This is a genomic window from Nitrospirota bacterium (assembly GCA_040756155.1).
In the GTDB taxonomy this organism is placed as follows: Bacteria; Nitrospirota; Thermodesulfovibrionia; order JACRGW01; family JBFLZU01; genus JBFLZU01.
On record JBFLZU010000003.1, the window covers coordinates 1 to 14,118 of the forward strand.

At 43.2% G+C, this 14,118-nt stretch carries 16 protein-coding genes and 1 tRNA gene; 12 read left to right on the forward strand and 5 right to left on the reverse strand.

All coding sequences use genetic code 11. The features are described 5' to 3' along the window. Positions 1-169: 169 nt before the first annotated feature. The 3 genes from alr to AB1488_00360 form a co-directional block, all read right to left on the reverse strand. Positions 170-1,333: an alanine racemase gene (gene alr / locus AB1488_00350; GenBank protein ID MEW6408557.1), complete on the reverse strand. Its 1,164-nt coding sequence runs from the start codon at positions 1,331-1,333 to the stop codon at positions 170-172. A gap of 6 nt (positions 1,334-1,339) precedes the next feature. Beyond that, positions 1,340-1,543, reverse strand: a complete 204-nt coding sequence (gene tatA, locus AB1488_00355; GenBank protein MEW6408558.1) for a twin-arginine translocase TatA/TatE family subunit — start codon at positions 1,541-1,543, stop codon at positions 1,340-1,342. Positions 1,544-1,676: 133 nt separating this feature from the next. Beyond that, positions 1,677-2,456: a molybdenum cofactor guanylyltransferase gene (locus AB1488_00360; protein MEW6408559.1), complete on the reverse strand. Its 780-nt coding sequence runs from the start codon at positions 2,454-2,456 to the stop codon at positions 1,677-1,679. Between the two features lie 88 nt (positions 2,457-2,544). Between AB1488_00360 and AB1488_00365 the strand changes: the two genes are divergently transcribed. The 5 genes from AB1488_00365 (at position 2,545) to AB1488_00385 (ending at position 5,493) form a co-directional block, all read left to right on the forward strand. After that, positions 2,545-2,631 (forward strand) — tRNA-Leu (locus tag AB1488_00365). A 23-nt stretch (positions 2,632-2,654) separates the two neighbouring features. Further along, positions 2,655-3,332, forward strand: a complete 678-nt coding sequence (locus AB1488_00370) for a TIGR00730 family Rossman fold protein (protein ID MEW6408560.1) — start codon at positions 2,655-2,657, stop codon at positions 3,330-3,332. An 81-nt stretch (positions 3,333-3,413) separates the two neighbouring features. Further along, positions 3,414-3,695, forward strand: a complete 282-nt coding sequence (locus tag AB1488_00375) for a sulfurtransferase TusA family protein (GenBank protein MEW6408561.1) — start codon at positions 3,414-3,416, stop codon at positions 3,693-3,695. Next, positions 3,658-4,896 (forward strand): tetrahydromethanopterin S-methyltransferase subunit A, encoded by a 1,239-nt coding sequence (locus tag AB1488_00380; GenBank protein MEW6408562.1) that lies wholly within the window; start codon positions 3,658-3,660, stop codon positions 4,894-4,896. The genes AB1488_00375 and AB1488_00380 overlap by 38 nt, the downstream gene beginning before the upstream one ends. Positions 4,897-4,899: 3 nt before the next feature. Next, complete coding sequence (locus AB1488_00385) at positions 4,900-5,493, forward strand: hypothetical protein (GenBank protein MEW6408563.1); 594 nt, start codon at positions 4,900-4,902, stop codon at positions 5,491-5,493. Here the strand turns inward: AB1488_00385 and AB1488_00390 are convergent. Together AB1488_00390 and ccsB are read right to left on the reverse strand one after the other, a co-directional pair. Then, the gene (locus AB1488_00390) at positions 5,477-6,745 is read right to left on the reverse strand and encodes a cytochrome c biogenesis protein ResB (protein MEW6408564.1); all 1,269 of its coding nucleotides are present in this window, start codon (positions 6,743-6,745) and stop codon (positions 5,477-5,479) included. The genes AB1488_00385 and AB1488_00390 overlap by 17 nt on opposite strands. A 130-nt stretch (positions 6,746-6,875) precedes the next feature. After that, the gene (ccsB, locus tag AB1488_00395; GenBank protein ID MEW6408565.1) at positions 6,876-7,745 is read right to left on the reverse strand and encodes a c-type cytochrome biogenesis protein CcsB; all 870 of its coding nucleotides are present in this window, start codon (positions 7,743-7,745) and stop codon (positions 6,876-6,878) included. Between the two features lie 121 nt (positions 7,746-7,866). Between ccsB and AB1488_00400 the strand changes: the two genes are divergently transcribed. From AB1488_00400 to AB1488_00430, 7 genes are all read left to right on the forward strand, one after another. Continuing rightward, complete coding sequence (locus tag AB1488_00400) at positions 7,867-9,156, forward strand: amino acid ABC transporter substrate-binding protein (protein MEW6408566.1); 1,290 nt, start codon at positions 7,867-7,869, stop codon at positions 9,154-9,156. Positions 9,157-9,328: 172 nt separating this feature from the next. Further along, positions 9,329-10,216, forward strand: a complete 888-nt coding sequence (locus AB1488_00405) for a branched-chain amino acid ABC transporter permease (protein MEW6408567.1) — start codon at positions 9,329-9,331, stop codon at positions 10,214-10,216. Then, positions 10,213-11,214 (forward strand): branched-chain amino acid ABC transporter permease, encoded by a 1,002-nt coding sequence (locus AB1488_00410; GenBank protein ID MEW6408568.1) that lies wholly within the window; start codon positions 10,213-10,215, stop codon positions 11,212-11,214. Before AB1488_00405 ends, AB1488_00410 begins: the two co-directional genes overlap by 4 nt. A gap of 9 nt (positions 11,215-11,223) precedes the next feature. Then, positions 11,224-11,973 (forward strand): ABC transporter ATP-binding protein, encoded by a 750-nt coding sequence (locus tag AB1488_00415; GenBank protein ID MEW6408569.1) that lies wholly within the window; start codon positions 11,224-11,226, stop codon positions 11,971-11,973. Then, positions 11,966-12,673, forward strand: coding sequence for an ABC transporter ATP-binding protein (locus AB1488_00420; protein ID MEW6408570.1), 708 nt, complete (start codon positions 11,966-11,968; stop codon positions 12,671-12,673). Before AB1488_00415 ends, AB1488_00420 begins: the two co-directional genes overlap by 8 nt. After that, the gene (locus tag AB1488_00425; GenBank protein MEW6408571.1) at positions 12,670-13,509 is read left to right on the forward strand and encodes a fumarate hydratase; all 840 of its coding nucleotides are present in this window, start codon (positions 12,670-12,672) and stop codon (positions 13,507-13,509) included. Before AB1488_00420 ends, AB1488_00425 begins: the two co-directional genes overlap by 4 nt. A 2-nt stretch (positions 13,510-13,511) precedes the next feature. Then, positions 13,512-14,072, forward strand: a complete 561-nt coding sequence (locus AB1488_00430; GenBank protein MEW6408572.1) for a Fe-S-containing hydro-lyase — start codon at positions 13,512-13,514, stop codon at positions 14,070-14,072. Positions 14,073-14,118: the final 46 nt, after the last annotated feature.

A 14,118-nucleotide genomic window follows, 5' to 3' on the forward strand; every position in this document is an offset into this window, starting at 1 on the left:
GAAACATCCATAAGATTGTCTCGCAGAGAAGGAGCATTACTCTGCCAATCTCGTCTATAACGCCTTTTGTATGAGAACCGAGAAACCTTAGAATCTAACTCACCCCCTACTGAAAGAGCTGAAGCTCTGAAGTGCTGAAGTTACACTAAGGAAAAATTTTTTATTCTTTTTACTTCAGCTCGTTAGCCTTCAGTTCTTTTGATGTCTTTATGTCGGGATTTTGGGCATTTATATACACTCTGGGCACCCTGTAACTTATCGAACAGAGTACCTCATAAGAGATTGTTCCTGTTCTCTGTGCTATATCATCAGCAGTTATCTGTTCGTTTCCATGTTTTCCGATGAGGACAACCTCGTCTCCTTCTTTTACACCATCAATATCAGTGACATCGACCATAAACATATCCATGCAGATTCTTCCGGCAATAGGCGCCCTTTTTCCTCTAATTAATACCTCTCCGTTATTTGAAAGTAGCCTATTGTATCCATCCGCATAGCCGAGAGGTATACCTGCAATCAGGCTTTCTCTTTTTGTAATAAAGGTTCTTCCATAACTGATGCTTGTTCCTGTAGGAACACGCTTCAGGAAGATTACTTTGCTTTTGAGTGAAAGGACTGGTTTAAGGTCTACCCTTCTTCTGACTTCATTTGATGGGAAATATCCGTAGAGCATGATGCCTGGTCTTACCATATTGAAGAGTGCAGGCTCATAATCAATTATAGCGGCACTGTTTGCTGCATGATGAAGTGGGATGTCAATGCCATATTTTGAAAGTATATCCACTACCTCTCTGAATAGTTTGACCTGGAGATTTGCGTATTCCTTGTCTGCAAGGTCGGCATCAGCGAAATGAGTCAAAAGCCCTTCGATATTTATTGAGTTAAACCTACTGATTCTTAAAATAGCGTCTACAGCCTCATCCACCCTGAATCCGAGCCTCCCCATTCCTGTATCAACCTTTATATGGATATCTGTCTTTCTTCCGAGTCTGTTAGATATTTCTGAGATATGTCTTGCAGAGTCAAGGTTATATACCACAGGGGTTAGATTGTGGTGTATCGCTGATTCTACCTCATCGCGATTTACTCCAGTTAATATAATGATGGGTTTTGATATCTCTGCCTTCCTGAGCTCTATCCCTTCTTCGAGGATGGCTACACCAAAAGCCTCTACCCCGTCGGATTCCAGCCTCCTTGCTACAGGGATTGCTCCATGACCGTAAGCAGAAGCCTTTACCACAGCAAGTATCTCTCTGTTACCAATCATCCTTCTTACTTCTGTAAGATTGTGTGATAGTGCTTCAAGGTCTATCTCAGCATATGTGGGACGCATTTGCCCCTATTTTGCCTCTTCCTTCTTCTCTGGTGTTTCCTCTTTTTTCGGTGTGACATCTATCTCTGGTGGTTCACTGGTTGCCTTCTTGAAGTTGCTTATAGCCTTGCCTAAGCCTCTTCCTATCTCAGGGAGTTTACTTGCTCCGAAGATAACCAATACTATCACCAGAATTATCAGAAGCTCCGGTAATCCTATACCTCCAATCATATCCTCCTCCTATGATTGTCATTGCGAGCGACCAAAGGGAGCGTGGCAATCTGACACGCAGTGTCATTCTGAGCGAAGCGAAGAATCTCTATGAGATCCTTCGGGCTTTGCCCTCAGGATGACTGTTTTGCAGTCAGATTGCTTCGCACGTTGTGCCTCGCAACGACACTTTACTTAATGGGTTTGTACTCATTGCCATTTCAAGATCGTCCGGTGTATTGAGGTTCACAAATGACCTTTTTGATGGATCAAACCTCTCGATTTCATCTTCTTCTATAAATCTGACATTACATCTATTGAGAAATTCGGTGAGGCTCCGCTGCCTCGGAGTCTGGTTAACAAGAAGGCTCTGCTCCATTGCATGAAGACATTCTCTGGAATATATCGCATGGAGGGGTTCTATCGCCTTGCCGATTCTCGGAACTACTGCGTCATAATCACCAGTATTAGCAATCATATAAGACATTAACTCTTTATTTATGAAAGGCATATCACATGCAACAACAAAACAGAAATTCCCCCTTGCATTCAATAATCCTGAAAATATACCTGTAAGTGGACCCCTCAGATTAAAAAGGTCTCCAACAAGTTTTATCCTGTATTTTATAAAAAGTTCAGGGGTGTTAGTTACTATGATGACCTCATCGAATAATTCGTTGAATATGCGAATAGTCCTCTCAATAATAATCTCACCGTTCACCTCTAAGAATGCCTTATTAGTTGGCATTCTCCTGTTTTCTCCACCTGCAAGGATAACTCCTGTAAACCCCGCACCACGGCTTAACAGCCGTGGCTTTGGGGCATTACTCTTCGGGACTTCTATGCCATCCATCCGCGGCTTTATGGGACACCACGTGGGGTATCCCACTGTGGCACCCGTGGCTTTCTCGTGGTGCGGGGTAAAACTCTGCATGGCATAGCATATCAGAATATAAATTTGTTTGTCAATATTTGTAAAATCTTGACTTGTTTACCCTTAGACATTAGTATATAGATACCTTGCCGGCGTGGTGAAACTGGTAGACGCACCGGACTCAAAATCCGGCGGGGTTCGCCCCATGTCGGTTCGACTCCGACCGCCGGCACCAGAAAACTACAAGGAGAAAATGTTATGAATAGAGATTACGACATTAATGAACTTTCTAAGGAAGAATCGTGGAGGATGTTTAGGATAATAGGTGAATTTGTGGAAGGATTTGATGCCCTTTCGAAGGTTACCCCTGCAGTAACAATATTCGGTAGTTCAAGAGTTGTAGAAGGTGATTTTGCGTATGATGCTGCAAGGACAATAGCAAGAGACCTCGCCTGTAAAGGCTTCACAATCATAAGTGGTGGTGGTCCTGGTGTTATGGAGGCAGCAAGCAGAGGGGCGTCAGATGCTGGAGGAAAATCTGTGGGACTGAACATAGCCCTTCCAATGGAACAAACTTCAAACCCATACAACTCGATTACACTTAATTTTCATCACTTCTTTGTTAGGAAGGTGATGTTTGTTAAGTATGCAACAGCATTTGTCCTCTTACCAGGTGGATATGGCACACTCGATGAATTCTTCGAGACCATAACGCTTATTCAAACTAGGAAAATAAAGCCATTTCCTGTAATACTTGTTGGTAAATCATACTGGGGAGGACTTATAGGCTGGATGAAGACACAGATACTTGGTAATAGATATATATCACCAGAAGACATAGATATATTTACTCTGACCGATGACCCATGCGAGGTCGCAAGTATTATATGGAAATGGTATAAAACGAATAGTATTCCTGTCAGGTTAGAAAAGTAGAGATTCTTTATGGCGTGAAGAAAGAGGAAAGATCCAATGTTGCACATCGCCGAAGAAAAAGAAGTAAAGGAGGCTAAAAGTTTGGAAATTTTAGATGTTCGATTGGCTTGCTGCACTTTGCATAAAAAACGTCTCATAGAAGCATTAAAGCTCCTTTCTTCAGGTGAAAGGTTGGAATTCATTGCAGAAAATACCGAGACTTTTAAAAATCAGGTCCAAAGAGTTCTCGATACAGAGAATTGTAAAATAATAGAAGTGGACGATAAAAATGGTGAAAGCCGCATAATAGTCCAAAAGAATTGGAAGGCAAAGGATAACAATCTAAATGCTGAAGGTCAAACTACAAGAAGACTACCCTCCTGAGCCTGGTTGTTATCTCATTAGTAATCATTACTCACCTGTAGCGGTAGTGGTGCTTCTGACGGCACCTTACGGGAAACTACCAGCCGATGTAAATAGCCTTCCCATTGAGGCAGAAAGGCTGGTTAGGAGTGCCATAGATGTAGGTGCAGCCCTTTCGGGCACGCTCCAGACAGAGAATATCGGGATAGAGAAGATTGTGGCAAATATCGCTTCAAACCCAAATATCCGATACATTGTCCTTTGTGGGAAAGAGGGTGAGGGTCATTACCCTGGCGCTACCTTTAATGCCCTGATAGAAAACGGAATCAATGAAAAACGAACCATCATAGGCGCTCCCTCAGCTACCCCTTATCTTTTCAACATACCCATAGAGGCTATAGAGACCTTTAGAAAGCAGGTTACCCTGATAAATATGGTTGGGGAAGAAGACCCTGAGGCAGTAGCGAAGGCAGTCTGGTCCTGCTATCAGGAGGAACCTACAGAATTCAGAGGATACCACCTATACGACCCTGGGGCATACTCTGAGGAGGCGAGGTCATTTAAACTTGGCATGAAAGTGGCACACCCAGAAATGGTTGAGGAATGGGAGTTGGATGAAATTGTCAAGGATATTGAGGAGGGTAAAGCCCTCGAAAAAACAGGAGGTAAACCTATGGAAGAAAGGAGAGATGAGAGATCCAAGATTGATGCCTTCGTCAGCAAGCGTCTGATCAGGATTGCCGAGGAGATTAGAGATATTGCCGAGCTTTTGGGTCAACCTGCCTTGTCATTAGAAGAGAAGAGAATGCCTGTAACCCCTGCCGTAGCGGAGATAAGCCCCATAGTCCCCAAAATAAAGATTGAAGGAGATGAAGCATCCATTTACTTTACCAATCAACTGCGGGGGTACAATGCGGTCTTTGCAGCCTTCCATGCACTGAAAAACGATATGTGTGTTGCTGGACTTAACCTGCCACTGGCTGTGAATAAAGCGATTAAGAATCTTGAGAAACTCAAGAGAGACCTCGAGATTTCATCGATACCTGCTGAAAAGAAGAAAGAGATTGAATCAGGAATCGATGATTTCCTCAAGCAGACAGAAGAACTGCCGACAGAACCTGGCCCATGCCAGAAGACGATTGGGAATTGTAAAATTGGCACAGGCTGCTTTGCCTATGGAGCCTTAGACATACTTAAATTAATTACAGAGCCAAAGAGGTGAAAGGTGTCTATTTATTTTAAAAACCAGATTAGGGGATACAATGTTGTTATACCAACCTTACATGCTTTCTCTAAGGACATATGCAGGGATTGCATCGGTTTAGAGGGTGCTAAGACTAAGGTAATCAAGGGGCTTAAGAAATTTAAGATAGACCTTGAAAATTCTGACCTTTCTCAGGGGGAAAAGACAGAGATTGCTGCTTCGATAGGGAAACTTTCAGAAATTGCACAGCTAATAAATGTAGCAGAGGAGACCGCCTGTCAGAAGACCGCAGGAAACTGTAAGATTGGCACTGCATGTTTAGCATTGGATGGCGCCTTAGGATTAATGAAGCAGATAACTGAACCTGTAGTGGTCACTGCTAAACCAGAGGTGGTAGTTACCAAGACAGTGGATGTCAGGTCAGCATGTTGCCTCGATACCTTAGCAGCACCGATTAAAGATGCAATGAACGATATGAGGTCAGGTGAGGTCTTAGAGGTGATTATTGTTCCTGGGCTTAAGGACATATTTGATAAGTTTATTGAGCAGGAAAGGTGCACGATGATTGATATGTCCGAAAAAGAGGGAGAGATTCATTTTAGGATAACCCTCTAATTATCCTGTCCTTATTAGCAAGCAGTCCCCTTGTGCTGATGAGGATGTATATTTTACCATCTTCAGATAACAACTGCACCCTGTACCACCAGCCAAAGATTCTGAATAACATACCGAAGAAAACTGCGGTTATACCTATCCATAGAATCGGCTGGGCAGGGTCTTTTCGATAACTCAGGATAGATGATTCAGAGAAGTCCACCAGTCTGATGTTAACTCCCTTATATAATAATGGCTTATCTGTGCCTACCTGTCCAATGCTGAGCATTGGTGATTTCCCATCGGGGCTATAGCTGAGATCAATGTATGGATTTATTTTCTCAATCACACCATTCTTCTTATAAAGAACTCCTCTTTTAAGGACCCCAGTGAACCTCCCTGAAATATCAGGTATTTTAAATGGCTCCTCACCTTTAAGTTCGAGTTGATGGCTGTTTGCAATGAGTTTAAATGTTTGCTCGTATCCCATTAGGTAGAGTGTAACGCCCTTATATCTTAATGGATGGTTGACGAGTATCTCCTTTTCTTTGATTAGATTTTCTCCTTCGTATATCGCTACCCTGCTTATGTATCTTTTCGGAATAAGTTTAACCTCTTGAGAGAATTTCTCTGTCTTCCATCCGAGACCTATTGCGAGGCGAGAGAGTTTTGCTTTTGGATAATTGAGCTTCATGCCTTCTGTATATTCAGTTGAGAACTCCTTCAAGACAACCTCGAACCCTTCTTTTGATTTGATATTTATTCCGAGTTGACGGAGCATTCTGTTAAACCTTGTATCAGGGGATTGTGTATAAATTTGTTGAGGAGTCTGAGGCTTGAGATTTATTTCCTTTTCGAATGATAATAGTGCCGAAAGCATAAAGCCAGCGATAGAGATTACCATACCCAGATGATATATCCATGAAAGCCATTGATATGGCATCCCCTTTTCAAAGGTAATTATATTTTCGATCTTGTTTTTTATCTTGAATCCAGCATTCTGAAGCCTTAGCTCGACATCTGTTTTTGTTGCATTATCTATGAGGATAGTCCTCGGATTTGATCGTATATCTTCATATGAGATGGGTTTTCTCTTCATGGTGGCGTATCTCCTGAACCTTTCAAATATGCATACAGAGAGGTTTAATGTGAGTACTAAAGAAATGGCTATAAACAGTGGAGAAAAAAAGATGTAGGGGAATATAGTCCCGATTATATAAAAAACAATCATAAGACCGAGAAGCCATACCGATGTCCTCAGGGAGGAAAGCATTCTATATAGCCACATATTTCGGGATACCATTAGCATTCACCGCAGTTCCGTCATTCCCGCGTAAGCAGGAATGACCTAAAAACTAATCATTTTATTGAACAGCCTCATCCTTTTAAATTTGAATTTACGCTCAATATGCATGCATACTAGGTAAATCAAGCAGTTTTACGAGCCAGTTTACCCCGAGAAATGTCATTATCATACAGACAAAACCGAATAGATTTAATAGAGACGCTAACATTTCTCTCCATCCTTTTATCCTCATGGAATGTATGTAGATTGCATATACCGTCCATGTAGTAAGAGACCATGTCTCTTTTGGGTCCCACGACCAGTATCTTCCCCATGCCTCGTTTGCCCATGCAGCACCTGAGAATATGGCAAATGCAAGCAGAGGAAAACCGAAGAGCACCAGCCGGTGTGCATATCTGTGGAAGTCTTCCCTTACATCCTTTGACAGACCATAGTTATAGGCAGTCTCATCCCTCATCGGCTTGAATATGAGATATACGACCTCTACAGCAAAACTCACAACAAATACCGCATAGGCAGTAAATGCGACGACTACATGCCATTCATACCACGGACTCTGGAGTGCGGGTGGAAGGGGTGCGATCTCAGGGCTTCTTGTAAGAAGAGAATAAAGGCATGCAGATACCGCGATAAGAGAGACAATAATACCTGGCGTATAGATTTTATTCCACCCTTTTTCTATGAAGAGATATGTGATACTTGAAAACCAGGCAAACCATGAGAGGGTCTCATAAAGTGTCTGGAATGGTGGTCGTTCACCCTCGATGGTTCTAAAGGCGATAAGTAGCGTATGCAGAATAACCGTTATCCACAGGATGCCTGATGCAATTCTACCTGCACCTGAACGAGGAGCTAAACAGTGTGAAAGATATGCAAGGAAGCATATACTGTAGAGGATGGCAACCACCCAGAATAATCTGAGTTCGATGTGAAGCAAAAATAAATCCCTTGACAAATTCCCTTCCATAACGTATAAAAATACCCATCCATATGATTTTTTTCAATTGATTTTTTACAGAGCAACAAAAAGCCGACCATGAAGGTCGGCGCTAAGGTAAAAGAAAATTTAGCAAAAGGAGGGGGTAATTATGAGAAATAAATTAATCATAGGGATTATATGTTTTCTGGTTGCCCTGGGATTCATCCTGGCAATCAATGCCCAGACTGCACCAAAGGTACCTGCGAAAGTAATAATCGGCGATGTAGCATGTCTTTCTGGCACATATGCTAAAGCAGGGGAGCAAGCCTTTGGAGGTATAAAGGCAATCGTCAAATGGGTTAATGAAGTTCATGGAGGGGTTAAGATAGGTGGGAAGAAGGTTCCTCTTGGGCATAAGTACTATGATTCTGAATCTAAGAAGGAGGTTGTGACCAGCCTTGTAGAGCGACTGATCACTGTTGACAAGGTAAACTGCGTCCTTGCTCCTTATAGCTCAGGTCTTACTCTGGCAGGGGCACCGATTGCAGAGAAATATGGCATGCTTTACATGGACCATGGTGGTGCCAGTGACCGAATCTTCCAGCAGGGATATAAATATATCGTTCAGACCATTGGTCCAGGTAGCAGATACCATGTTGGCACACTTGACATGATTCATAAGATTGATCCTACAGCCAAAAGAATTGCCCTGGCATACGAGGATGACGAGTTCGCCAGAATGGTAATGATGGGTGCGGAGAAACATGCCGAAAAGCTTGGTTTCAAGATAGTCTTTAAACGCACCTATCCCAAAAAAGTAACAGATTTAACGCCACTCCTTTCTGACCTGAAGGCAGCTAAACCCGATATAGTGCTCGGTGGAGGACACTATGAAGATGGTCAGCTCTTCGGCCGACAGATGGGGGATCTGGATATTAATGTCAAGTCATTGTCGCTTGTGGCTTCTGCCACATTACCCGCTTACTACCCAGCCCTGGGTACTCTGGCAGAGGGAGTAATGGGACCTTCCCACTGGGAGTATGGGGTTACATATTCCCCTGAAGCGGCTAAGAAAATAGGTTTAGAATGGATTGGTCCCACCCAGGATGAGTTTGTGAAACTGTTTAAGGCGGCACTTGGGAAGGATATAATACCTGATTATCATGCTGCTGAGGCTGGAGCGGCTGTGCTGGCTTATGTATTGGGGATAGAAAAAGCTAATAGTATTGAACCAGCTAAGGTAAGGGCTGCCCTTGACAAACTTAAATTCATGTCCTTCTATGGAGCCTGGGATATCGACGAGACAGGTCTCCAGATTGGGCATTCCATGATAGACATGCAGTGGCAGGGGGGTAAAAGGGTTATTATATGGCCTCCAGAGGCTGCGACAGGTAAACTTTATTATCCTATGCCTACCATTGCTGAGAAGGCCAAAGGCAAGCTTGCTGTGCCTAAGTAAGAAAAGGGAGTCTTAGAGAAAAGAAAAGATTGAATATAACTTAACGATGGGAAAATTAAGGTCTTTTACGATAGAAAGTCTCGTCCCTGGTCCTCAATAGCCAGGGAGGAGACTTTTCTATTTAAATAAATCTCATGGAGAGCCGATGGTGGATTATAAGGAGAGGTAGACCATGATCTGGGAACAGTTAGCCGGAAATTTAACACAAGGGCTTATTCTGGGTGGGGTCTATGGCATGGCAACCATGGGGCTGAGCCTGATCTTCGGGGTTTTGAGGGTTGTTAATGTGGGACATGGCCCCTTCATCATGGTGGGAGCCTTCATTACCCTATGGATTTTCACCACTTTAAAATTATCTCCGGTAATAGCCATTCCTGTAGCTTTTATTATGGGGATGGCATTGGGATTCATCTTCTTTTATTCAGCCATGCGAAGACTGATAAAGGCGCCAGAGCTTGCTACTCTCCTGGCTACTTTTTCCATAGGTGTCCTCCTCGAAGAGACTGCTAAACTTATCTTCGGATCTGATTTTCAGGGTTATAACTGGGTTGTAGGTAAGATAATCCTTCCAGTAACAGTCTTGCCAATGAGCAAACTCTATGCCCTTATCGGTAGTGTGGTCATAGCCATATTCCTTTATGTCTGGTTCAATAAGACCAGGGCTGGGACGGCGGTGAGAAGTGTAGTTGAGGATAGCGAAGGTGCAAGGGTATGCGGGATTAATGTAGGCTGGGTCTATGCATTTAGCTTTGCCATAGGGATAGGCTTAACTGTGGCAAGTGGCGTTCTTCTCACCATGTTCATTCCGGTGGGTATTAATCCTTATATGGGGGGAGGATACACACTAAAGGCTTTCGTGATAGCGGTATTGGGTGGGCTTACATCACCCTATGGTGCCTTTTTTGGTGGTCTGATCTTTGGTCTTATAGAGAATGGCTCCTATACCTTATTTGCCCTTATGCCCGGGGTAGAGCCTTTTGCATTAACCCGATTTTTATCCTTTTTTATCCTGCTTCTGATTCTTCTGATCAAACCTACTGGACTTCTGGGGGGCAAATGAGAGCAAAGATAGTTAAATACTATCCTCTAATTCCTGTCTGCATGGCATATCTCATTTTGTTCCTGATAGGCAAAAATGTGCCAGGGATGTGGCAGCTTGTGGCAATGCTTGCTTTCTACTGTGCTATAGGTCAGGCTTTTAACATATTTCTTGGAATGACAGGTTATGTAGACTTTGGTTATGTAGCCTTTATGGCACTCGGAACCTATGGAATGGCATTGAGTATCTCGCATTTATATAAGTTCGAATGGCTTGGTATAGGGATTATAGTTATAGGTCTAATTCTTGCTTTGATTATGGCAGGTCTCCTCTCTATAGCAGTGGGTGCGGTTGCTCTGAGGCTTAGAGGAGCCTATTTTGCCATTGCAACTATAGGGGTGAATGAAGGGTTCAGATATTTTATTGAGGGGGCGAAGATATGGGGTGGCTCAGAGGGGATTATATTTTCTGGGCAGCTTACCCAAGCCTTTGGCAGAGAGACAGCCAGCATACTTTCCACTTTGTGGGCTGATGTCTTTGTGTTTATCATAGCCTGCATCGCTGCATTCATAACTATCTATTACATGAGGAGTAAGATAGGTTATGCCTTGACTGCTCTGAGGGAAGATGAGGATGCAGCTAAGGTGATGGGGATAAATGTCACCAAATACAAAATCATCGCTTTTATCACCAGCGCCTCCTTAGCTGGATTAATCGGGGCTTTTGCATGGGCTTTAAAACTGACCTATGTTTTTCCACCAGAAGTCTTTGAAATCCATTATACAGTGGAGTGTATAATTATTGTCCTGCTCGGTGGGGCGGGAACCCTTCTCGGACCTGTTGTAGGAGGGCTTATTTACGGCCTCTCCAAGTACTGGCTTACAGTCGTCTTGCCAGGATTTCAACTCCTCATCTTCGCACCGATCATCATTATCATTATTGTGGCATTTCCAGAGGGAGTTATTGGTGTACTGAAGCGAAGGGTAAAAGGGAGAGATTTGGAGAGGTTTATTGTATAGGCTGATTTTATGGCATTATTAAAGATAGAAAATATAACGAAGAGATTTGGTGGCCTCGTAGCTGTAAATAACCTGACTCTGGAAATTAAACCAGAGGAGTTAATCGCCATTGCGGGTCCAAATGGCAGCGGAAAAACTACCCTTTACAATGTTATCAGTGGAGTTTATTTCCCGGAAGAAGGAAAGATCATTTTTGAGGGTAAGGATATCACTAATCTGCCTCCATATAAAAGAGCTCCCCTCGGAATCGGGCGAACCTTTCAGATTCCAAGGCCATTTAATTCAGCAAGTGTAAGAGAGAATGTAGCAGTAGGTGCCATGTTCGGTACCATGAGTGGCAAGATTGGTGTGGATGAATCTCTGGAGATCGCTGACCGTTATATTGAACTCGTAGGGCTTTCGGCTCACAGAGACAAAGACGCAGGAGCATTAACACCTGTGGAGAAAAAACTGATGGAGCTTGCCCGTGCATTGGCAATGAAGCCCAAAATCCTCCTGATGGATGAAGTCTTGGCAGGAATGCATCCAAAGGACATTGATGGGATGGTTGCCTTTCTGAAGGAGATAAAACAGGAAGAAAAGATCTCTATCGTTGCTATGGTGGAGCATATCATGCGTGCGGTGATAAAATTTGCTGAGAGGGTAGTAGTAATGTATCAAGGAACAATACTGTGTGATTCGACTCCAGAAGAGGCTTTGCACGATCCGAGGGTAGTGGAAGTATATCTGGGGCATCCACCGGAGGAGAGAAATGCTTAAAGTTGAAGATCTTGAATCTGGATATGGGCCAATGCAGGTGCTGTGGGGACCAAGCCTGGAGATTAAAAAAGGTTCGATTACCTCCTTACTGGGTCCCAATGGGGTCGGAAAAACAACCTTGCTCAGAACTATCTTTGGTTCGATAGAACCCTGGAGCGGAAGAATCATCTATGAAGGAGAAAATATCACCCATCTACCTACCCACAAAAAAGTAGACCGGGGTGTTGTGCTCGTTCCAGAGGGTAGACACCTGTTTGTCAGCATGAGCGTCCACGAAAATCTCACTATGGGGGCATATCCCAAAGGGGCATTAAAATACATAAATGAGTCTCTTGAACTGGTATATTCTTTATTTCCCATCTTGAAGGAAAGAAACAGACAAAGGGCAGGCTCGCTGAGTGGTGGAGAGCAACAGATGCTAACCATAGCCAGGGCATTAATGACGAGACCTAAATTGATAATGCTCGATGAACCGACCCAGGGATTATCTCCGAAACTTGTGGGCGAGGTCTTTGAGACGGTCAAAAAGATGAAGGATGAGATAGGTTTGACTATACTCCTTGTGGAACAAAATGTTGATGCCTCTCTTAATGCCTCGGACTATATTTACATCATGCATGAAGGTGTAATAAAAGCCGAGGGGAACGTGGAAGAGATAAGGGGGTCACGGGATATAAGAGAGGCCTATCTTGGAATATGAGAGAGGTTCACATCTCAGAGATTACTGATGCTGTAAAAAAATTAAGTATAGATGCAAATTATAACCTCGGAGATGATGTCTTAAATGCCTTCAAAGAGGGTCTGAGAAAAGAAGAATCCCATATCGGGAAGACGGTTTTTGAGTCTTTAATTAAGAACGCAGAAATCGCCAGAAATGAATGCGTTCCTATGTGTCAGGATACAGGTTCTGCAATCTTTTTTGTGGATGTCGGACAGGATGTCCATATAAAAGGTGGAGGTCTTTCCGAAGCGATTAACGAAGGGGTTCGGCAGGGCTACAGAGAAGGCTATCTACGGAAATCAATCCGTGACCCGATTACCGGCAAAAACACAGGCGATAATACCCCTGCATTTATTAATTATGATATTGTTGCAGGGGATAAGATAAGGATTGTGATTCTTCCAAAAGGCGGTGGTTCGGAAAATATGGGACGTGTTACCATGCTTCGCCCTGCAGACGGAATTGAGGGAATCAAAAGATTTGTCGTTCAGCGCTGTATGGAGGCTGGTCCAAATCCATGTCCACCTGTTATTGTGGGAGTTGGTATTGGCGGTACTATGGAAAAAGTTGGTGTAATTGCACGGAAGGCTTTATTGCGGGAGATAGGCTCAAAGAATAAAGATCCTGAACTGACAGAGATAGAAAAAGATCTTGAAAAACGGATTAATAATCTTGGTATTGGTCCAGGAGGATTTGGTGGCAGGATTTATACGCTTGGAGTTTTCGTAGAAAAATATCCCTGCCATATCGCTGCCCTACCTGTAGCTGTGGATATAGGTTGCTCAGCCATTCGGCATAAAGAGATTGTTATTTAAGGATGTCTAAGACTATTTATCTAACTACACCACTAAAAGACAGCGATATAGAAAAATTAAAAACAGGGGATCAGGTTTTTATCAGTGGGGTGGTATTTTCTGCGAGAGATGCGGCTCATAAGCGGTTAATAGACCTTTTAGATAGAGGAGAGGAACTCCCTTTTGACATTAAAGGCCAAATTATTTATTATGTAGGCCCTTCCCCTGCAAAACCTGGACAAGTCATCGGCTCAGCTGGCCCTACCACTGCCTATCGAATGGATCCATATGCCCCGAGACTCATGGAGATTGGCATGAAAGGGATGATCGGTAAAGGAGCGCGGTCAAAAGAGGTACGAGATGCCTTACAGAGACATAAATGCGTCTATCTTGGAGCTATCGGAGGCGTAGGTGCCTTATTGTCAAAATATATAAAAAGTGTAGAATTAGTGGCTTACGAAGACCTCGGAACAGAAGCCATCGTGAGAATGGTGGTAGAGAACTTTCCAACATTCGTCATTAATGATATATATGGCAATGATCTCTATGAGCAAGGAAGGGAGCGATATAAAATAGAAAAGTAGAGTTTCAAATTTTTAATATCCTTTTCTTGATTATTTCGCTACATGC